Genomic DNA, 20402 nt, shown 5'->3' on the forward strand with positions numbered 1-20402 from the left:
TAATGGGTGTGGATCAGGACTCTGATTTGGCGCGACAGGCCTCGTAGCGCAGGCGGACCGAGGCACCGATATCGAAAAATGGCGTCGGTGGCAGCCAGCCCGGCTCGGCCTGGGCGAGCACGTTGTCGAGCAGGGGCGATTGGCTGCCAGACGCCATCTCTGCCAGCAAACGCCCCCATAACGTGCCGCGCGCGACACCGGAGCCATTGCAGCCGGCCACGGTGTGGATACCCCGCTCCAGCCTGGCGAAACGTGGTTCCCCAGAGCGCGTGGCACTCAGGTGACCGGTCCAGCTGTACTGAAAATGCTGCTCGGTGATCCAGGGGAGTCGGCGCTGCAAACCCCGCAGGTGGGTTTGTCGACGCGCGCCCAGGGCTGCGCCATCGAGGTCGCGGGAGCGGAACTCCACGGTGTTGCGGATCAGCAGCCGGCGATCGACCGTCAGCCGCAACGTCGCGCCGGCAGGCCGGGTGGACAGTACCCCCCAGGGCTGCGGATTGCCCATCCGGGCGAACTCCTCATCGCTCAATGGATGGGTCAGCGAGGCACTGAGTTCAAGGGGGAACACCGGCTCACGGACACCAACACGGGGCAAAAAGGGCCCGACGCAAATCAGCACCTGGGGCGCTTCCACGCGGCCCTGGGCTGACGAAGCGCTGAGGTTGCCATTGGCCAGGCGCGTGAGGGCGGTGATGTCGGTGTACTCATAGACCGAGACCGATTCCGGCAGGGTATCGCGCAAGCCCTTGGCGTACTTCGCCGGTTGCAACAAGGCATTGCCTCCTCGACACCAGATCCCCGCCCGATAGAACTCCGTGCCCAGGCACCGGCTCAAGGCCTGCCCCTGCAGTAACAGTGCATCGGCCCCGGCGTTGCGCAAGGTCTGCACGCGCAATGCAGCGTCTTCCAGCTTGGCCGGGTCGTGCACCGCAAAGAAGTAACCCTGCTCCTGCAGATCACAAGCAATGCCCAGGCTACTCACGCGGCGGCGCACTTCTTCGCTGGCCGCGCGGCTGATTTGCGTACTGGCCTGGTAGTAGTCGTGCCCCGGACGACCGAGCAGATCGTCACCGGCCGGGTTTTCATGGGCCACCACAAACCCGGAGTTTCTCGCCGACGCCCCCTGGGCGGCACGCTGGCGATCGACGATGACAATCCGCGCCTGGGGATGCAGCTCGGCCAGGGTATGGGCTGCCGATAGCCCGGTGAACCCACCGCCAATGATCAGCCAGTCCGCCGTCTGCCTCCCATGCAAGGGCGGTTGCGCAGCAGACGGTGGTGTCTGCGCAATCCAGCCGCAGGTATTTTCAGTCATCTATTCACCTCATACCGTTGAATGCTATAGCCATGAGCAATTAGCATGAGTACATGCCTGCCAATTGACGACCACCACCAGAATTTATGGGGATACGGATGGGCAATCCAACGTTATTAATGCATCCATTCATTCGGTTTTCGCATGGATAAATTCTTTCGACCGCCCTCGTTGCAAGCCCTTCAGGCCTTTGTCGAAGTGGCGACCGCCAGCAACTTCACCGAAGCGGCGGCACGGCTGTGCCTGACCCAGAGCGCGGTCAGCAGAAAGATTCAACAACTGGAGAGCCACTACGGCGTTGCGCTGCTGATTCGCAGCAGCCGCAGCGTGTCGCTGACCGTCGAAGGCAAGGAAGTGCTTGAAACCGCACGCAAGATGCTGGACGACTTGCAGGCCCTGGAAAAGCGCTTGGCACCGCGGGATTCGCCGTTTCGCCTGCGGGTCCACGTGTCGCTCGCCGTGCGCTGGCTCTTGCCCCGCCTGACCGATTTTTATGCGCGCTACCCTGACCTGGCACTGTCGATTGAAACCGTGGCCACCGAGCGGGTCGACCCGTCAGGGGAATGCGACGCCTGCATTCTCTACCTGCCCGCCGTGCCGGACGATGGGACGCACCACGTGCTGTTCGAAGAGTTTCTGGTACCGGTGTGCGCGCCAACTTCGGTCAACGGCAAACCGCCCCCCTCCTCCCGCGAAGCACTGGGTGGCTATCCATTGATTCATGCTTCAACGGGGCAGCTGGAATGGGCAACCTGGTTCAAGGCGCAATCGCTGGAACCCGCCAAGGATTGCAAGCACATCACCTTCAACCTCGACGAACTGGCCCTGGATGCCGCCGCGCGCGGGCTGGGCATTGCCATGACCGACCAGACACTGGCGCAGGAGCACATCCATCGCGGCGAACTGATCATTCCCTTCGGCCCCGCCCTGAGAACCGGTGGTGCCTACACCTTGTACCTGCAACCTTCCAGCGCCTTACACCCGACGCGCCAGGCGGTACTGGACTGGTTTTTCCAGCAGCCCTGAGAACACCACAGAAATCTGTGGGATCCAGAAGATAAAAAAACCCCGGCACTGGCCGCAATGCTGTTCAATTAAGCGTACGCCGACCTTTGTAGGAGCGAGCGCGCTCGCGATGAACTCAAGAACTACGTGATTACTCAGAAAGTACGCGTAATCGTTAACGTCCATCGCGAGCTAGCTCGCTCCTACAATTGCGACCTCATCACTTTAACTGAACAGCATTACGTCACTGGCCGGGGTTCTTTCACATCAGCTTGAAGCCTGCGCCCCAACCAACCGTGTTGGCCGGGGCAATGACTTACAGGGCCATGTCAGCAGCCGGGTTGCTCGGCTGTGGCTTGGCCGGGGCAGCAGGTGCCGTGGTCGGAGCCAGTGCCGGGTTGATTGCCGGTGGTGGGTCCAGTTCCAGGACCTTGCTGGTGTAAGCCCATTCCTGGGCTACACGGGCCGGATCATTGTTGAGCTTGGTGCCATAGCTCGGAACGATCTGGCGCAGCTTTTCCTGCCAGGCCGGGGTTGCGACCTTGTCCTTGAAGACCTTCTCAAGCACGGTCAGCATGATCGGCGCTGCGGTGGATGCACCGGGCGATGCGCCAAGCAAGCCGGCAATGCTGCCGTCTTCGGAAGCCACGATCTCGGTGCCCAGTTTCAGCACGCCACCGGCGGCTTCATCACGCTTGATGATCTGCACGCGCTGGCCGGCTTGCCACAGGCGCCAGTCTTCAGCCTTGGCGTTCGGGAAGTACTCTTTCAAGGCGTTGAGGCGGTCTTCGTCAGACAGCATCAGCTGGCCAGCAAGGTACTCGACCAGCGGGTATTCCTTGATACCGACCTTGGTCATCGGCCAGACGTTGTGGGTGGTCGTGGTGGTCAGCAGGTCCAGGTACGAGCCTTCTTTCAGGAACTTGGTCGAGAAGGTCGCGAACGGGCCAAACAGGATCACGCGCTTGCCATCCAGCACGCGGGTGTCCAGGTGGGGAACCGACATCGGCGGCGCACCAACCGAGGCCTTGCCGTAGGCCTTGGCCAGGTGCTGCTCGGCGATGGTCGGGTTCTCGGTCACCAGGAACGAGCCACCTACCGGGAAACCGGCATATTCACGCGCTTCAGGAATGCCCGACTTCTGCAGCAGGTGCAGTGCACCGCCACCGGCGCCGATGAACACGAACTTGGCGTCGGTCTGGGTCTCGGTACCGTCTTTCAGGTTCTTGTAGGTAACGCGCCAGCCGCCGTCTTCGTTGCGGACGATGTCTTCGACTTCGCTCGACAGCTTCAGGGAGAAGTTCGGCTTGGTTTGCAGGTAGCTGGCGAACTGACGGGTGATCTCACCGAAGTTCACGTCGGTACCCAGCGGCGACCAGGTGGCGGCGATCTTCTGGTTCGGATCACGGCCTTCCATCATCAATGGAACCCACTTCTTGATCTGCGCCGGGTCTTCGGAGTACTGCATGCCAGCGAACAGCGGGCTTGCCTGCAGAGCTTCGTAACGCTTCTTCAGGAACTTGATGTTGTCATCGCCCCACACGAAGCTCATGTGCGGTGTGGAGTTGATGAACGAATGCGGGTTCTTCAGGACGCCATTCTTGACCTGCCAGGCCCAGAACTGACGGGAGATCTGGAAGGCTTCATTGATTTCAATGGCCTTGGGGATCTCGACGTTGCCGTTCTTGTCTTGCGGCGTGTAGTTCAGTTCGGCCAGGGCGGAGTGACCAGTACCGGCGTTGTTCCAGCCGTTGGAGCTTTCCAGGGCGACGCCATCGAGACGCTCGACCATTTCCATCGACATGCCCGGCTCGAGCTCATTGAGCCAGACGCCCAGTGTCGAACTCATGATGCCGCCACCGATCAGCAGGACATCGACTTTCTTGGTTTCGGCTGCATGCACAGGCATAAGGGCCATCGACATGGCCAGGCCGAGTAGCCCCTTGTTCATTTTCTTCAACATACGGTAATACCTAGGATAGAACGCCATTCACCCGCGTTCGTCTCCATGAGGCGCCCTGGCTCACCGCATGCAAGGCTGCATGCCGTCGAACCCCGCTCTCAGAAAGACTGTTGGGTGAACATATAAGGTCGACAAACTCGATCGACCTCACGTTTAGGCCCCTCCTGCGCTGACTTTTTGTTAGTCATTGGCTTCAGCTACTTGGGTGACACTAATACTTGTGGGTACATCATCGAACACAGTGAATAAACAGCTTAGACCCGCTTACCCACCTGCGCCCGTCAACTGCTTCGCGGCGCTCACACAGGTAGGCGCATCAACACACCGAACCTGTGATCCCCAACGCCGCGAGCCTCCTTGCCGCGACATTCTACCTCAGGTGTCGCGCTCAACGAAGGCGCTTCTGTTTCTCATTTCCTGACTGGATGACCACCCGGCAAGACCTGATGCACTTGGATTCAGCGGGCCGTGCCACCTCGGGGTTTATAGAACAGGAATTTCCGGGTCTCGGCGGTCTTGACGTACACCCTCACCCACTCCGGTTTTACCGTCCTGTCATGGAAATACAGGGCGCCACGGGTGCGGTCCCTGAGTTGCTGGTTGAGGGCCTTGCGGGCGATTTCCTTGGCTGTCGCGTAGGGCGCCTCCTCCTCTACCTGATCCGGACGCCCGTCACACCACCAGGAAAACTGGCAGGTCCGCGTCTCGACCCCTTGCTTGACCACGGCGCACACCGTATCGGGGAAACCCTCATGACCCAGGCGGTTCATCACTATGTTGGCGACCCCTTCCATATCGGCCGCACCAATCCCTTTGGCCTCCCAGTAAATGGTCCGCGACAGGCAGGTAATGGCATCGTCCAGCGGCGCGCGGCCTGCCGGATCGACCACCTGCACTTCCGCGGGCGTTATGGTTTCAACCTTGGGTCGCGGTGTCGCACCGTCCTTGTCGGCGGCCTTCTCCTCCAGGACCTGGGCCTTGCCCTCGACCGCGGCCGGGTTTCGCACAGCATCAGCGGCGAACACTTGAGCGCCCAGTAACGCGATAACAAGACCACTGGCTATCCACACCGGGCGCATCGTCGGACCTTCTACCTGAACTCGGGTTGAGCCGCCGGCCACCCTGGGTGAGTCGCAGCCCTCTAATGAGTCGACACGGTGGGCGGCAAAACATTCCCGTCCACCAATGGACAACCCATTGCCCATCAGCCAGAAAAGCCATTGCGCGGCGGGAGGCAAAATCGCGCATCATGTGCCCAGTCAGTTCAAGGGAGAACCCCATGCACGTCCTGTCATCCGTTATCCGTCTTGCCGCGTTGTCGCTGGGCGTGATGTGCGCTGCCACCGCCGTGGCCAGCGATGCAACGCAATTGATCGATTCGATCAACAGCTACCGCAGCCAGGTCCAGCGCTGTGCGGGCCAGGCGTCCCTGGAACTGCCGCCGCTGGCGGCCGAACCGCGGCTGGTGCTGCCCGCGGCGAGCAACATCGGCGACCTGCAGCAAGCCATGGCACGCGCGGCTTACCCGATGGTCAACGTGCAGATGATCAGCCTCAAGGGTCCCAATGACCCTCAGGCCGCCATGAAAGCGGTACAGGAAAGTTTTTGCCAGGTGGTGCTGGACCCGCAGTTCGTCGATATCGGCGTCAGCCGAGCCGGACGCGAGTGGCGCATCGTCCTGGCCCGCCCCTTGCTGACCGGAGGCCTTGGAGACTGGCAGGCCGAAGGACAGAAGCTGCTCACGATGATCAACAGCGCCCGCCAGCAGCCACGCCAGTGCGGCGCCCAGGCCTTTGTCGCGGCCACGCCGCTGGCCTGGAGCCCGACACTGGCAACCGCGGCCGAAACCCACACCCGCGCCATGGCCAACAACAACTTCCTGGATCACAAGGACCGCGACGGCCGTACCCCCGGAGACCGGGCAGAACTGGCGGGCTACAGTGGCCAGCAGATCGGCGAGAACATCGCCGCCGGCCAGGACACCCCGCGCAAAGTGATCGATGGCTGGCTGGCCAGCCCCGGCCACTGCGCCAACCTGATGAACCCGCAGTACCGTGAACTGGGCGCCGCCTATGCGGTTGATCCCAAGAGCGATGCGGGCATCTACTGGACGGCGATGTTCGGCACGCCATGAAGTCGTCGCTCGACCGCGACCAGCCTGGCAACGTAACGCGTTGGACTCAGTGAACGTAAATGCCCCAGACCGTAACGGCAACGACGACCCAGGCCAAAACAACGAATACCGCCGCCAGCCTGTTCACCTGGCGCTGCGGATTGAGTCTATAAATTGTTGGTCGCCAGAGGAGACAAGCATGCTCATGAAACCCGTTGAGGGGGCTGAACTCGAAAAACTTCGCCTTGCATTAAGCGGTTCAGGGTTGCCGTTTGACGACGTGGGGCAACCGGGCCAGCAATTCTTCCGTTTCGAGTTGGATGGGGATTGGATTGCGTATGGGGGGTTAGAAGGCGAAGGCCCAGATCGGCTGCTGCGCTCAATGGTTGTTGCTGACTCCAGGCGTGGCCAAGGAATTGGGACACGCATGCTTGCTGCCCTGGAGCGTTACGCCTGTGGCCATAACGTGCTTGCGCTGCATCTGCTGACCAATAGTGCTGCAGACTTCTTCAGTGCTCATGGGTACTCACGCCTGGATCGCTGCGCTGCACCGGACTCGATCAGCCAAACGGCTCAATTCTCAACACTATGCGGCTCCTCAGCGATCTATCTGTGCAAAACGCTTAGCGTCGGTGATTGACACCGATAAAAGCTCGCATTACCGGCAACCGCCATCGCGCTGGGTATGCGCGAGGTCGAGCCAAGCCACTGCCCTCCAGGCGCTCAAGCCTGGGTGGCGTGCCTGGGCAAGGCAATGGATATCAACGCGGCGAGCAACACAAAGCCAGAGGAAATCCACAGGCAAGCCATCAGTCCATGGGACTGATAAACCCAGCCTGAAAGGATCGTGCCGATCAGCCGGCCCAGTGCGTTGGACATGTAGTAGAAACCTACATCCAGCGACACCCCATCCTCCTTCGCGTAGGAAACGATCAGATAGCTGTGCAGGGATGAGTTCACCGCAAACAACGCGCCAAACACCATCAGCCCACCCAACAGCACAATCTGAGGCGACCAGCCCGCTGAGAGACCCACTGCAATGGCAGCAGGCAGTCCGGCCAGCAACGCGGCCCAAACCGAGGCCGCTCGCCCATCGGGAACGTGAGCACGCTTTTTCCCGGTGATGTTCGGGGCCAATGACTGCACGATGCCATAGCCGATGACCCAAGCGGCCATGAAGCCACCCACCCGCCAGAAGCTCCAGGCAAACACGGTGCTCAGGTAGACCGGCAACGCCACCACGAACCACACATCACGGGCACCGAAGAGAAACATCCGCGCCGCCGAGAGGATATTGATCGCCCGGCTCTTGGAGAGGATGTCGCGGAACTTTGGTTTAGCCTTGGCTTTGCCCAGATCCTTCTTCAACAGGAACAGGCTGGCTAACCAGATCAGCGCCAGCACCGCGGCCATTGCCAGCAATGCGCCTGTGAATCCCAGCAAGGCCAACAGCGCACCACCGAGGAAGAAGCCAACCCCTTTCAGGGCGTTCTTCGATCCAGTGAGGATCGCCACCCACTGGTACAACGTGCCTTGCTGATTATTTGGCACCAGCAGCTTGATCGAACTCTTGGCGCTCATCTTATTGAGGTCTTTGGCGATACCCGACATCGCCTGCGCCCCCATGACCCACGGGATGGTCAGCCAGACGGCAGGCACCGTAAGCATCAGCAAGGCGACCACCTGAAGGCCCAAGCCAATGTTCATGATGCGGTTCAGGCCCAGGCGAGCGCCAAGGTAGCCGCCCACCAGATTGGTGATGACACCGAAGATCTCGTAGAACAGGAACAGTGCAGCGATTTGCAGTGGCGTGTAGCCCAGCGTGTGGAAATGCAGCACCACCAACATGCGCAGCGCGCCATCGGTCAGGGTAAAGGCCCAGTAGTTACCGGTGACCACCAGGTACTGGCGCACTGGCGGGGAAAGGGCTGACAACGCCGTCATGATCGCTCCTTGTCAAACGGCCGAGCCGACCAGCCAGGCCAACTCGACAGCACGGTTGGCGTACCCCCATTCGTTGTCGTACCAGGCGTAGATTTTCACTTGGGTGTCATTGACCACCATGGTCGACAGTGCATCAATGATCGAGGAGCGCGGGTCGGTGCGGTAGTCGATGGAGACCAGGGGGCGCTCCTCATAGCCGAGGATATTTTTCAACGGGCCAGCGGCGGCAGCCTTGAACAGCGCATTGACCTCATCGGCCGAAGTGGCGCGCGCCACTTCGAACACACAATCGGTCAGAGAGGCGTTGGCCAGCGGTACGCGCACGGCATGGCCGTTCAGCTTGCCGCGCAACTCGGGGAAGATCTCGGCAATCGCAGTGGCCGAACCCGTGGTAGTCGGGATCAAACTCATGCCCGAGGCACGAGCACGACGCAGATCCTTGTGCGGCTGGTCGAGAATGCTCTGGGTGTTGGTCAGGTCGTGGATGGTCGTAATTGAGCCATGGCGAATGCCCAGGTGCTCATGAATCACCTTGACCACCGGAGCCAGGCAGTTGGTGGTACAGGAAGCAGCGGTGACGATGCGGTGCTGCGCCGGATCGAACAGGTGCTGGTTGACGCCCATGACGACGTTCAGTGCCCCTGCCTCCTTGACGGGCGCACACACCACCACGCGCTTCACGCCCTGATCCAGAAAGGCCTGGAGTACAGCAACGGTTTTCATCTTGCCACTGGCTTCAATAACCAGATCGCAGCCCGACCAATCGGTGTCGACAATCTCTTTGTTAGCGGTCACCTTGATGCGCTTGCCGCCGATCACAACATGATCGCCCTCGGCGCTGGCTTCTTCGTTCCAGCGGCCATGCACCGAGTCGAAGTTGATCAGGTGCGCGTGAGTCGCGGCGTCGCCTGCCGGATCGTTGATCTGCACGAACTCGAACTCCGGCCAGCTCCAGGCTGCACGCAGGGCAAGACGACCGATACGACCGAAACCGTTGATCCCTACTTTGATACTCATGCTCATGCTCTCTTAAGGCCGCTGTCGGCGGGCAATATCGATGGGGTAATGTCGAACTGGCTGATGTCGCTGATAGGCCCGGCGCGACTCAGCAGCAGGCAGCAAGCCGCTGCGGGCGGTCACCCATCTCCTCGAGTCGCTTGGCGTCTGGACTGAGCCAGTGCTGGTTGGCATCCAGAGTGGTTTTCAGAATGGCAACCACCCAGTCAGGCAGACTGGGGTGCAGGCGGTAATAGACCCACTGACCTTGCCGACGGTCCTCCAGCAAGCCGCAAGTGCGCAATTGCGCCAAGTGGCGCGAAATCTTCGGCTGGCTCTCATTGAGTGCGCAGGTCAACTCACACACGCACAATTCATCCTCACGGACGATGAGCAGCATCAGGCGAATACGCGTTTCGTCAGCCAGGCATTTGAATACGGTGGTGGGTGTCAGATGGTCAGTCATAGAGGTCTCATTGTCTGGTTGCCACCAGCACAAGCATCTTGAGGCATTCAGGAATCCGGTAAAGGGTGTAACAGATGCCCTTCCCTCGCCACCCAAACGAACAGCGCGCACGTTCTTCAGGTTATTGCCAAGTATCGTCAAGGCTGTGATGCATGAATATATGATTATACGAATATGATGTAAAGTTTGCTGAATGTATCGCTGGCAGCCAGGATCACTGATTAACCTCTGACTTTGCTCGCATCAGTGCGCTATCAGTGATGAATTTACGAGCAATTCTGGCAATTCACATTCGATTCGTCGTATATCCAAATATTGTTATTCAATCGCTCATCACGGCTGCACTAGACGCTTCCATACCTCAACCTCACAGGAGCAGCTCCGACCCTTTTCAGGCTTTACATGTGCGCCAGCATGCACATATAGTCGCCACATGACTACATCCCTTACCCGAGCCAAAGCCATCGAGGCCGCCATCGAATCGATTGATGGCGCGTTCTTCAAGGCCCTGTGCGAACCACCACGAGTCGCCGTGCTGAAGCGCGTAATGTTGTTAGGCCGAGCAGATGTCACCGAAATTGCGGCTCAATTGCCCCAGGAACGTTCGGTCGTCTCTCGCCATCTCCAGGTGTTACTTGAAGCAGGGATCGTTCGTGCCACGAAGGTTGGCCGGCAGATGTTCTACGAGGTGGATGGCCCCGCCATCATCCAACGCCTGGAAGACATCCTCCGCCACACCAAGAACATGACGCCACTGTGCTGCCCAGGTAGATCGGATTGATGTTATTTGACCAAATAAGTGCATAGGTGCGCACATATGAACACAATAAACCAACCGTTCGATGTTGTTGTCATCGGGGCTGGCCAGGCTGGACTGGCCAGCGGCTGGCACTTTAAGCAGCAGGGGCTCAACGCCCTCATTCTCGACGAGCAATCGCAACCTGGCGGGAACTGGCGTCACTACTACGACAGCCTCGAACTGTTCTCGCCGGCAGCCTATTCCTCGCTACCGGGATTGCCGTTCCCTGGAGCGCCAGGCCACTACCCTGTTCGCGACGAAGTGGTGCGGTACCTGAAGGAGTATGCCGACCTTTTCCAGCTGCCTATTCTCCAAGATACTCAGGTCGTGCGGGTAGATCAGGAAGATGGGGGATTCCAGATAACGGCCGCCAACGGACAGCGCATGTTGGCGAGAGCCGTGGTCGTAGCATCGGGAGCCTTTAGTCGCCCCTATATACCCGATGTTCCAGGACTCGAAAACTTCAGTGGCGCTCACCTTCACAGTGCCGAGTATCGGAATCCAGAGGCTTTCAGCGGGCAGCGCATCGTTGTGATTGGCGCTGCGAACTCGGCCGTGCAGATCGCTCATGATCTAGCCAAAGTGGCCACCGTCACGCTGGCTACCCGAGAGCCGATTCGATTCGTTGCGCAGCGAATTCTGGGAGCGGACTTTCACTTCTGGTTGAAATGGACAGGCCTGGAGAAAACCCGCTGGCTAAGTGACCAAAGTACGCCTGTGCTCGACGATGGCACCTACAAAAAGGCGTTGAAAGCCGGATACTTCACGCAACAGGCGATGTTCACACAGACCACTTCAACAGGTGTGATCTGGACGAATGGTCAGCATGAGCGTGTAGACACTTTAGTGTTTGCGACAGGGTTCCGTCCGAATCTGCCATTTCTCGAAGGTTTGCCCGTGATGGATGACCGCGGACGAGTCATGCAGCGTGATGGACTCGCTACGCACGTCCCCGGTTTGTACTTTGTAGGGCTGCCAAAACAGCGCAACTTTGCGTCGGCCACCCTCAGAGGAGTGGGCGCTGACTCCGGATACATCTTGCCGCATCTATTGCACTACCTGCGTACCTATGATGCAGAGTGGCTGCCCGCAGTGCGGCCTTGACCCTGTTGCTTCGATCGGTGCAACCCACAGCCACAAGCCGACCATCAGCCCCTGTTCATGCCATCGCACGTGCCGCTCCTTCTCTGGGCCCTGTGTCGCGGTTTCTGCCGCTACACTCAAGCAGAACAGGGCATTGCACATGAACATGGCGCGTTATCAGATACAAATTGCGCAAAACATGACGCCGTTTATAGCGCCTACTTATAGTGAGTCGCTCATGAACTTTCGATTGCTCACCGCTCTCATCGCGATGTCTTTTTCATGGTCCAGTGTGTATGCCGGCTACTGGATGGATTCAAATGGCAATCCATCCCCCGACACGGCATCAAGACGATCCATCGGAGAGTTTGGTGGCTGGCTGTTAACCACTTCCGATCCCGATTGGGAGAAAAAGTGGAATACTCCACCCGAAACCGCTCCCGTGTTTAACGAAGCACGAATGGTTACCTTGGGTGAAAGAATCTTCACGCTGACCTTCTTTGCTAATCCGGAGCTGGATGCCAATCACGAAGCGAACATAACGTGCGATTTGAAAGTCATCAGGCCGGACGGTACAGAATCGATCAATCAACGAGATGTCGTTTGTTTTCAAGGACACCTCAAGGAGGAGCCGAGCAATATATACCTCGCCGCCCCCGTGATCGATTTCCTCGCAGAGCCTGGCGATCCCGTAGGCATCTGGACAATAGAAATCACTCTTAAGGACAACGTGCGCAAGGTTGTCATACCGCTCAAAACAGCATTCACGCTGAAGTAAGTTCGTGGCAATCCTGTCGATGCAGAAACAAGTCACCCATCCAACGATTGCGCGAATGACAGCCATGGATCGAAAGCCACCCTCCACGACCGACGACACTTCCTCAGCCCTCCTACACTCACATGGCGATACAGTCCTGTTCGATTCACACGCCCACAGCCAGGCAAATCCGGGCTAGGCTGTTCCAGGCTTGCAATTCACGCACCCTCAGAAGGAGACTCCCATGGCATTGCGCATCAATGACCTCGTTCCCGACTTCAACGCCGACACGGACCAGGGCTCCATCGATTTTCACGACTGGATAGGCTCGGGCTGGGCCATTCTCTTTTCTCACCCGAAGGACTTCACTCCCGTGTGCACCACCGAATTCGGTGCCGTTGCGCAACTGGCCGACGAATGGGCCAAGCGTGGCGCCAAGGTCATCGGTGTGTCGGTAGACGGTGTGGAGGCCCACAAGAAATGGAAGGCTGACATAGAAGGCGTTTGCCGCACCAAGGCCGATTTCCCGATCATTGCCGATGAAGGGTTGGCCGTGTCCAAGGCGTTCGACATGCTCCCGGCCGAAGCCTACCTGCCCGATGGCCGTACTGCCGCCGATACCGCCACTGTGCGCTCGGTGTTCATCATCGGCCCGGACAAGAAGCTCAAGCTCTCGATGACCTACCCCATGTCCGTGGGTCGCAACTTTGCCGAAGTGCTGCGTGCCCTGGACGCACTGCAGTTGACCTACAACGTGCCACTGGCTACTCCGGCCAACTGGTTGGCGGGCCAGGATGTGATCGTCGCCCTGACCCTCAATGATGATCAGGCCCGCGAGAAGTACGGCAACTTCGACGCCAAACTGCCTTACTTGCGCACCATCCCGGCGCCGAAGTAAGGAAACAGCAAAACGCCCGGGCTGTCGCCACAGCACCGGGCGTTTTTGCTCCATGGGCAGAGCTGCCCTATACCAGTCGCTCGATTTTCTGATACTGCCAGACCCGTTTGTAGTAGGTGGTCTGCAGCGCCAGCATGCTCAGGTAAGCCACTGAAAACGCCATCCACACCCCTTGCAGCCCGAAGCGCGCATCCAGCAGGTATGCCACCGGCAACTCCACGCCAAGGATGCAGAACACCGAGATCGCCATCGGCACCATCACCGTTCCGCTGCCGCGCATCACGCCGCCAATCACCGCCTGGAAACCGAATACCAGCATACTCCAGAGCATGATGTGCAACAGGTGTGCCGCCTGGGCCCGGGTCGCAGGCTCGGTGATGAACAACCCCAGCAACCAGTGCGACAGCAAGTAGCCCAACAGCACCAAACCACCGGTCAGCCCCAGGTTGATCAGCAACCCGGTGCGCAGGATCGGCCCAATACGCTCGATTCGCCCGGCGCCGATGGCCTGGGCACCCAGGATCGATGCGGCGATCGCAATCGACAGGGCCGGGAACTGCACGTAGTTGACGATCTGCGTGACCGCCCCATAGGCGGCCGTGGCCTGGGAACCGTGCTGGTTGACCAGGGCCAGGATCACCAACTCCGACAGGGAAATCACCACCATCTGCAACCCCGTCGGCAACCCGATGCGCAGTACCTTGGCCAGGATTGCCCGGTCCAGACGCATCGCCGCCAACAGCGCGCGATCCAGCGCCAGGGCATGGCCCTTGCGATTCAAGCGCCACGCCAGCATCGCCATGGCCGCCAGGTTACCCGCCAGGCCCGCCAGCGCAGCGCTCTGGATGCCCATTTGCGGCAAGCCGAACCAACCGCGAATCAACGCTGGCGTCAGCAACAGCCCGACGCAGGTCGACACCACCAGCGCCAACAAGGGCGAGAGCGTATCGCTGACCCCACGCAGCAACTGGGTAAACAGCACAAACACCAGCAACGGCGGCATGATCCACATCATCACCCGCGCATAGGCCACCGCCTCTTCGAGCACATCCGCCGGGGTTCCCAACCCTTGCAACGCGTGACGCGCAAACACACTGCCCAGCACGGCGGCGACCAGCCCGATCATCGCCCCCAGCAACAAGGTGCTGCCGGCAATCGCCTTCACCAAAGCTGGCTCTCGAGCCCCCCAGGCCTGACCGATCAACACCCCTGCCCCGGCACCGAGGCCGATGACCAGGGCAATGAAGAAGAACACGATGGGGAACATCCCGGACACGGCTGCCAGCGCCTGGGTGCCGAGCATTTGCCCGATATAGATACTGTTGACTGTGCCCGACATGGACTGGAGGAAGTTGGACAGGACCATCGGGGCGAGGAACAGCAGGTAGGTTTTCCAGAGGGGGCGTTGGGTGACGGGGGTTTGCATGGAGGATCCATCTCGGCTGGGGATGTGGCGAACGGAACCAATGAGACTGAGCTCAAGGTGCGGGTCACTGTACAGGTCCGGGACATAGACGAGTGCAGCGGTTCTATCCCCTCACCCCCGTCCTCGTCAATGCCCATCACCGGCATGGCTTGCCCGGCGCGGTTCGCCCTTATCCGCCGAGCGCAATGATCGCGGCGATCAGCACGGCACCGGTCACGGCCAGTGCCACAGCGCCAAACAAGGGTTTTGCACCGGCGTATTTCGACAGGATCCACCCGGCGATGAACAGCACGCACAGGCCCACCAGATTGGACAGGCGCACCGCGAGTGCGGTCTCCTCCAGCAACAGGAACGGTACCACCAGCGGGAACGTCGACAACACCACCAGCAGGAACACGCCCAACGCGCCCTTGAAATCCTCCAGGTGCAAGCCCGACTTCAGCGGCAGGCCCGGGTTGTCGATCAGCCGCTGGCGCAACAGTTCAAGGCCATCGCTGCCGGCGGCGGTGGCCAGGCGTGGCGACAGCGCATCGGCGATGAGCGCCTGGCCGGTGGTGGCGTCCGCGCCACCGCGCAGGGTCGTCAGCAACGTGTGGTTGCGGGTGCGCTCGATGACGCTGCGCAGCACGTACATCACCGCGTCAGCCAACCCCCACGCCAGGTTGCAGCCCAGCGCCGCGATCATCATGGTGCGCTCGGCCTCCTGCCCCGCCGTTGCCACGCTGATGGTGCCGGTGAACGTCATGGCCATCAGCAGGCCGAAGATCACCTCCGTGACACGCTCGACCGGATCGAGCACCCGGACCCGCTTTTGCTCGCCAGCACCTTGCATACGCCTTACCTCATGAAAATCAGTGGAATGATGCGTGTCGATTGTGCCTCAGGGGCATAGCCGCCCGTACTTCAGTGTAGTAACAAACCACGGATCGGCTGCCGGGCAATGAAGCAGCCCCTTGGTGATGTCGCTGGCAACGATGAGTGCCTGAACGCAGGTTCCGCACGCAGGCGCTGTCTATTTTCGCCCTGCGTGCTACACCTTTGTGGGCGCCCCTTCTCGAGTGGAACAACCAAATGACTGCCAGCCCCTTGCTGACCGCGTTTCTTCCCATTGCCCTGGGCATCATCATGCTGGGCCTGGGCCTGTCGTTGACCCCGGCCGATTTCGCGCGGGTGGTGAAGTACCCCAAGCCGGTATTGATCGGCCTGATCTGCCAACTGCTGGTGTTGCCGTTCTTCTGTTTCCTGATCGCCAACGGTTTTCGCCTGGAGCCAGCCCTGGCCGTCGGCCTGATGCTGCTGGCAGCGTCCCCCGGAGGTACCACGGCCAACCTCTACAGCCACCTGGCCCACGGCGATGTGGCACTGAACGTGACCCTGACCGCGGTCAACTCGGTGATCGCGATACTCAGCATGCCGTTGGTGGTCAATCTGTCGCTGCTGTATTTCATGTCGGCTGACCAAGCCATTCCCCTGCAATTTGCCAAGGTCTTGCAGGTGTTCGCCATTGTCCTGGTCCCGGTGTGCCTGGGGATGCTGGTGCGCCACTTCGCACCGCGCTTTGCCGCGCGCATGGAGCGGCCGATGAAGGTCGTTTCCGCGCTGTTCCTGCTCGGCACGGTGGCCCTGGCGTTTATCAAGGACTGGCAAACCGTGCTCGACTACGCCCCGGTGGTGGGCCTGGCGGCCCTGCTGTTCAATCTGCTGAGCCTGGCCATCGGTTACGGCGTGCCGCGCCTGCTGCGCCTGCCGCAACGCCAGGCCGTGGCCATCGGCATGGAAATCGGCATCCACAACGGCACCCTGGCCATCGCCCTGGCACTGAGCCCGAGCCTGCTGAACAGCCCGACCATGGCCATTCCGGCGGCCATCTACAGCTTCATCATGTTCTTCACGGCGGCAGGCTTCGGTTGGTGGGTCAACCGGGTCCACGGCCGGCAACTGGCGCTCGAGGCGCGGGAAACGGCTGGCTGATCGCACGGATAGCGGCCTGTGCAAGGCCCCACGAAAAACAGCGTTTTTCCAGTTAAGCGAACGCGGCCCCCTGTAGGAGCGAGCGAGCTCGCGATGGACGTTAACGATAACGCATGTTTTCTGACTCAACGCGCTGCCCTTGAGTTCATCGCGAGCACGCTCGCTCCTACAATGCGCCCCGCTCTACTTAACTGACTGGCACGCCCTTTTTTGTTCGTCGGGTCGAAACCGATGGCTACGGCCGCGCCTCAATCGTGACTGACCCGGGCACGCTTGAGCAGCTTCTTGCAGCGCTCGGACAGGTGCAGCACCCGCAGCTGTTTACCGGCCTTGACGTAGCGCTCACGCAAGGTGTCCAGCGCGGCGATGGCCGAGTAGTCGACGAAACTCAGGTGGCGACAGTCAAGGGTCACCCGGGCCGGATCGTTGGCCGGGTCGAACTGGTTGAGAAAGGGTGTAGTCGAGGCAAAGAACAGTGTGCCGTGGACCCGGTAGAGCTTGCTGCCGTCGGCTTCCTGGTGGCTGTCGGCATAAAGCTGGCGAGCCTGCTGCCAGGCGAAATTCAGCGCGGCAACGATGATCCCACAGAGCACGGCGGTGGCCAGGTCGGTGAACACCGTGATCACGGTGACGGCGATGATCACCAGCACATCGTTCAACGGCACCTTGTTGATCACCCGCAGCGAGGCCCAGGCAAAGGTCTGCTGTGACACCACGAACATCACCCCCACCAGCGCCGCCAGCGGGATGCGCTCGATCAGCGGTGACAGGAACAGCACGAACAGCAGGATCAGCACCCCGGCCACCGCACCGCTGAGACGGCCACGGCCACCGGAACTGAGGTTGATCACGGTCTGGCCGATCATGGCGCAGCCACCCATGCCACCGAACACTCCCGACACCATATTGGCCGCCCCCAGCGCCACGCACTCGCGGTCTGGGTAGCCGCGGCTCTCGGTGATCTCGTCGGTCAGGTTCAGGGTCAGCAGGGTTTCCAGCAGGCCGACCAGGGCCATCAATATCGCGTAAGGCGCGACAATGCGCAGGGTTTCCAGGTTCCACGCAATATCGGGCAGCGCGAAGCCGGGCAAGCCGCCGGCAATGTGCGCCATGTCGCCCAGGGTACGGGTCGGCAGGCCCAGCAGGTACACCGCCAGACCGACGCCGAGGATCGCCACCAGCGCCGGCGGCACCGCGCGGGTCAAGCGCGGCAGCACGTAGACGATGGCCATGGTCAGCGCCACCAGGCCGATCATCATGTACAGCGGCGTGCCACTCAGCCAGCCTTCACCGCTCTTGAAGTGCTCCAGCTGGGCCAGGGCGATGATGATCGCCAGGCCGTTGACGAAGCCCAGCATTACCGGGTGCGGCACCATGCGCACCAGCTTGCCCAGGCGCATCAGGCCAAAGGCAATCATGATCAACCCGCCGAGCAACACGGTGGCGAGCAAATACTGCACCCCGTGCTGCACCACCAGGGCGACGATCACCACGGCCATCGAGCCGGCGGCACCGGACACCATGCCCGGCCGGCCACCGAACAGCGCCGTGAGGGTGCAGATGATAAACGCACCGTACAGCCCCATCAGCGGATTGAGGTGGGCCACCAGGGCGAAGGCGATGCACTCGGGCAACAGGGCGAACGAGGTGGTGAGTCCGGCCAGGACATCAGCACGCAGACGAGCAGGCTTCATGGAGTACCTAAACGATGGGCCGGCGAAAGCGGCCGCAGGGAATGGCGGGAAAAGAGGGCTGGGGATGTTACGCAATTGCCGGCCACCCGACCAGTTGCCAGGTCGTGGCAACTGGCGGGCGGCCCCCGGACCCCGACGCTGGCGCAGCGGTTTGATCAGTCTGTTCGGACCGCTGGCCAGTCACCGGGAGTCATGGCGTGACCTGATACCCCTTCCCTTGCAGGCAACTGGTATAGGCCGTCGAGCTAGTCGAGGTGCTGGTCTTTTCTTCCTCGCGGCGCTCCTGACGCTGACGCGAGCCTCCGACCACCATGCCCACCGCCGCTGTTTCCTTGGCTCGATCCTGGCGATACTCCTGCTTGACGTCGTCGTCCACCCGATCGTAAGCCTCGTCACGCTGATTACCCCTGACCTGCGCCCCCGCTGCACCTGCCGCCGCGCCCACTGCGGCGCCCTTGAGCCTGCCGCCTCCTGAAGAAGAGTCCGACGAAGTACTTTGACTGGCCGCCACGTTATGGCACTCGTTGATGTCCAGCTGGGTTTGTTCCGGGCTTTGGCCTTTGGTCGGCACCACCGACTCGGCCCATCCCTGGGTCCAGCAAACCGACAGCGCGACACATAGGCCAAGGGACGACAACCTGTTCATGATGACCTCCAAAACAGTGAGTGAGCGTGCAAAACGCCACGCCCGAGCGAACGACAGGCTCTTATCAGGGCGATGCCGAGCCCGGTGCAGTAGAAACAGTGTAGATCCCGCCGGTCGCCCTTCCCCGGCATCTGACGGACAACACCCCGGGGCGATCTATAGTTATGAGGGGTGAGCAACGGGATGTGATCAACATGAAACCTGTCGAACCCTTCTTCCGGGACACTGGCGCAGGCCCGGGCATCGTCTGCTTCCACGCCAACGCCAGTCACTCGGCACAATGGCGCGAGTTGCAGGATGACCTGGCGGCGAACTTTCGAGTGCTGGCCCTGGACTCATGGGGTGCAGGCAAGAGTCCTCCTTGGCCGACCGACCGGGTCGTCACCCTGAGTGACGAAGTGGCCCTCGCCGAACCCGTGCTGGCCACAGCGGGCCAGCCGCTGATCCTGGTGGGCCATTCCTATGGCGCCGCCGTGGCGCTGGTGGCCGCGGCGCAGAACCCTACCCGGGTGCGCGCCATGGCCCTGTACGAACCGACACTGTTTGCCCTGCTCGATGCCGAGACACCACCGCCCAATGCGGCGGATGCCATTCGTGAGGTGGTGGCCAAGGCAAGGCTGTCCCTCGAGGCGGGCGACCTGGACAGCGCCGCGGAACGGTTCATTGACTATTGGATGGGTGCGGGGGCGTGGGAACAGATTCCGTCGCAACGCAAACCCGCCATCAGCGCCTCGGTGGTCAATCTGCCGGGCTGGGCCCACGCGCTACTGAACGAGCCGACACCGCTGCAGGTGTTCAGCGCCCTCGAGCTGCCGGTGCTCTATATGGTCGGCAAACACTCACCGGCGTCCTCGCGGGCCGTGGCACGGCTGTTGATCCGTGCACTGCCGAACGTCGAATGCGTGGAGTTCGAGGACCTGGGCCATATGGGCCCCATCACCCACCCGGACCCGGTCAATACCGCGATCATGCAGTTCATCGAGCGTCTTTAACGCTTGGCCAGCTCATGCTGGACGCATTGCTCGTAGTACGTCTGCTTGACGGCCGGTGGCTTGAGACGCGAAGTGCTGTTGTAGGTCTGCTCGGTGATCCCGAAGGCCGTCATGCGCATCCACGGCTGGGGGAACTTGCGGGTCTGCAACTGCTTGCGGGCGCCATACAGCGACATACCGGAAAGCTTCGACTCCTGGGCGCCGGCGGCGATTCCCGAGCCCCAGTTGCACACATAAAGCTCGTTTTTGCTCAGTTCCCTGGCGTGTGCCCCAAGCGAGACCGCCGCCAGGGCGAACGTTGTCAGGGTCAATACAAAAGTCCGCATGGAGCAAA

Annotated in this window: 20 protein-coding genes; 9 read left to right on the top strand and 11 right to left on the bottom strand. The window is 60.8% G+C overall.

Features of this window, described 5'->3' with window-relative positions; all coding sequences use genetic code 11:
* Window positions 1–13: 13 nt before the first annotated feature.
* A complete protein-coding gene (locus CKW29_RS02710; RefSeq protein ID WP_095147887.1) occupies window positions 14–1315 on the bottom strand; it encodes an FAD-binding oxidoreductase in 1302 nt (433 codons plus the stop codon).
* A 144-nt stretch (window positions 1316–1459) separates the two neighbouring features.
* Between CKW29_RS02710 and CKW29_RS02715 the strand changes: the two genes are divergently transcribed.
* On the top strand, window positions 1460–2341 hold the full coding sequence (locus CKW29_RS02715; RefSeq protein ID WP_095147888.1) for a LysR substrate-binding domain-containing protein: 882 nt from the start codon (window positions 1460–1462) through the stop codon (window positions 2339–2341).
* Window positions 2342–2636: 295 nt separating this feature from the next.
* Here CKW29_RS02715 and mqo read toward each other — a convergent pair whose 3' ends face one another.
* Window positions 2637–4283, bottom strand: coding sequence for a malate dehydrogenase (quinone) (gene mqo, locus CKW29_RS02720; RefSeq protein ID WP_095147889.1), 1647 nt, complete (start codon window positions 4281–4283; stop codon window positions 2637–2639).
* A 458-nt stretch (window positions 4284–4741) separates the two neighbouring features.
* Complete coding sequence (locus CKW29_RS02725; RefSeq protein WP_095147890.1) at window positions 4742–5362, bottom strand: cell wall hydrolase; 621 nt, start codon at window positions 5360–5362, stop codon at window positions 4742–4744.
* A 200-nt stretch (window positions 5363–5562) separates the two neighbouring features.
* Between CKW29_RS02725 and CKW29_RS02730 the strand changes: the two genes are divergently transcribed.
* Window positions 5563–6417, top strand: a complete 855-nt coding sequence (locus tag CKW29_RS02730; protein ID WP_095147891.1) for a CAP domain-containing protein — start codon at window positions 5563–5565, stop codon at window positions 6415–6417.
* A gap of 178 nt (window positions 6418–6595) precedes the next feature.
* On the top strand, window positions 6596–7036 hold the full coding sequence (gene arsN2 / locus CKW29_RS02735; RefSeq protein ID WP_095147892.1) for an arsenic resistance N-acetyltransferase ArsN2: 441 nt from the start codon (window positions 6596–6598) through the stop codon (window positions 7034–7036).
* 83 nt (window positions 7037–7119) lie between these two features.
* On the opposite strand, the gene arsJ is transcribed toward arsN2, so the two are convergent.
* The 3 genes from arsJ to CKW29_RS02750 form a co-directional block, all read right to left on the bottom strand.
* Window positions 7120–8340 (bottom strand): organoarsenical effux MFS transporter ArsJ, encoded by a 1221-nt coding sequence (gene arsJ, locus CKW29_RS02740; protein ID WP_095147893.1) that lies wholly within the window; start codon window positions 8338–8340, stop codon window positions 7120–7122.
* Window positions 8341–8352: 12 nt separating this feature from the next.
* Window positions 8353–9357, bottom strand: coding sequence for an ArsJ-associated glyceraldehyde-3-phosphate dehydrogenase (locus CKW29_RS02745; RefSeq protein WP_095147894.1), 1005 nt, complete (start codon window positions 9355–9357; stop codon window positions 8353–8355).
* A gap of 88 nt (window positions 9358–9445) precedes the next feature.
* Window positions 9446–9802, bottom strand: coding sequence for a metalloregulator ArsR/SmtB family transcription factor (locus CKW29_RS02750; RefSeq protein WP_095147895.1), 357 nt, complete (start codon window positions 9800–9802; stop codon window positions 9446–9448).
* A gap of 433 nt (window positions 9803–10235) precedes the next feature.
* On the opposite strand from CKW29_RS02750, the gene CKW29_RS02755 reads away from it, so the two are divergent.
* The 4 genes from CKW29_RS02755 to CKW29_RS02770 all read left to right on the top strand — a co-directional run bounded on the left by CKW29_RS02755 (window position 10236) and on the right by CKW29_RS02770 (window position 13339).
* Window positions 10236–10583 (top strand): helix-turn-helix transcriptional regulator, encoded by a 348-nt coding sequence (locus tag CKW29_RS02755; RefSeq protein WP_095147896.1) that lies wholly within the window; start codon window positions 10236–10238, stop codon window positions 10581–10583.
* Between the two features lie 36 nt (window positions 10584–10619).
* Complete coding sequence (locus tag CKW29_RS02760) at window positions 10620–11705, top strand: NAD(P)-binding domain-containing protein (protein WP_095147897.1); 1086 nt, start codon at window positions 10620–10622, stop codon at window positions 11703–11705.
* A gap of 139 nt (window positions 11706–11844) precedes the next feature.
* The gene (locus CKW29_RS02765) at window positions 11845–12462 is read left to right on the top strand and encodes a hypothetical protein (RefSeq protein ID WP_177452377.1); all 618 of its coding nucleotides are present in this window, start codon (window positions 11845–11847) and stop codon (window positions 12460–12462) included.
* Window positions 12463–12685: 223 nt separating this feature from the next.
* Window positions 12686–13339, top strand: coding sequence for a peroxiredoxin (locus CKW29_RS02770; protein WP_095147898.1), 654 nt, complete (start codon window positions 12686–12688; stop codon window positions 13337–13339).
* A 67-nt stretch (window positions 13340–13406) separates the two neighbouring features.
* Here the strand turns inward: CKW29_RS02770 and CKW29_RS02775 are convergent, their stop codons facing one another.
* Entirely contained in the window at window positions 13407–14765 is a 1359-nt protein-coding gene (locus CKW29_RS02775) for an MATE family efflux transporter (RefSeq protein WP_095147899.1), read from the bottom strand.
* A 169-nt stretch (window positions 14766–14934) separates the two neighbouring features.
* Window positions 14935–15597 carry a hypothetical protein gene (locus tag CKW29_RS02780; RefSeq protein WP_095146620.1) on the bottom strand — a complete coding sequence of 221 codons (663 nt, stop codon included), beginning with the start codon at window positions 15595–15597 and terminating at the stop codon, window positions 14935–14937.
* Between the two features lie 239 nt (window positions 15598–15836).
* Between CKW29_RS02780 and CKW29_RS02785 the strand changes: the two genes are divergently transcribed.
* A complete protein-coding gene (locus CKW29_RS02785; RefSeq protein WP_095146621.1) occupies window positions 15837–16736 on the top strand; it encodes a bile acid:sodium symporter family protein in 900 nt (299 codons plus the stop codon).
* 248 nt (window positions 16737–16984) lie between these two features.
* On the opposite strand, the gene CKW29_RS02790 is transcribed toward CKW29_RS02785, so the two are convergent.
* Together CKW29_RS02790 and CKW29_RS02795 are read right to left on the bottom strand one after the other, a co-directional pair.
* On the bottom strand, window positions 16985–18430 hold the full coding sequence (locus CKW29_RS02790) for a SulP family inorganic anion transporter (protein WP_095146622.1): 1446 nt from the start codon (window positions 18428–18430) through the stop codon (window positions 16985–16987).
* Between the two features lie 190 nt (window positions 18431–18620).
* Window positions 18621–19076, bottom strand: a complete 456-nt coding sequence (locus tag CKW29_RS02795) for a YMGG-like glycine zipper-containing protein (protein ID WP_095147900.1) — start codon at window positions 19074–19076, stop codon at window positions 18621–18623.
* 194 nt (window positions 19077–19270) lie between these two features.
* Here CKW29_RS02795 and CKW29_RS02800 point away from each other — a divergent pair, with 194 nt between their 5' ends.
* The gene (locus CKW29_RS02800) at window positions 19271–20068 is read left to right on the top strand and encodes an alpha/beta fold hydrolase (RefSeq protein ID WP_095147901.1); all 798 of its coding nucleotides are present in this window, start codon (window positions 19271–19273) and stop codon (window positions 20066–20068) included.
* Here CKW29_RS02800 and CKW29_RS02805 read toward each other — a convergent pair.
* Window positions 20065–20394, bottom strand: coding sequence for a hypothetical protein (locus tag CKW29_RS02805; RefSeq protein WP_095147902.1), 330 nt, complete (start codon window positions 20392–20394; stop codon window positions 20065–20067). The genes CKW29_RS02800 and CKW29_RS02805 overlap by 4 nt on opposite strands.
* Between the last annotated feature and the right edge of the window lie 8 nt (window positions 20395–20402).

It is taken from the genome of Pseudomonas sp. Irchel s3a18 (assembly GCF_900187535.1).
Taxonomy (GTDB): Bacteria; Pseudomonadota; Gammaproteobacteria; order Pseudomonadales; family Pseudomonadaceae; genus Aquipseudomonas.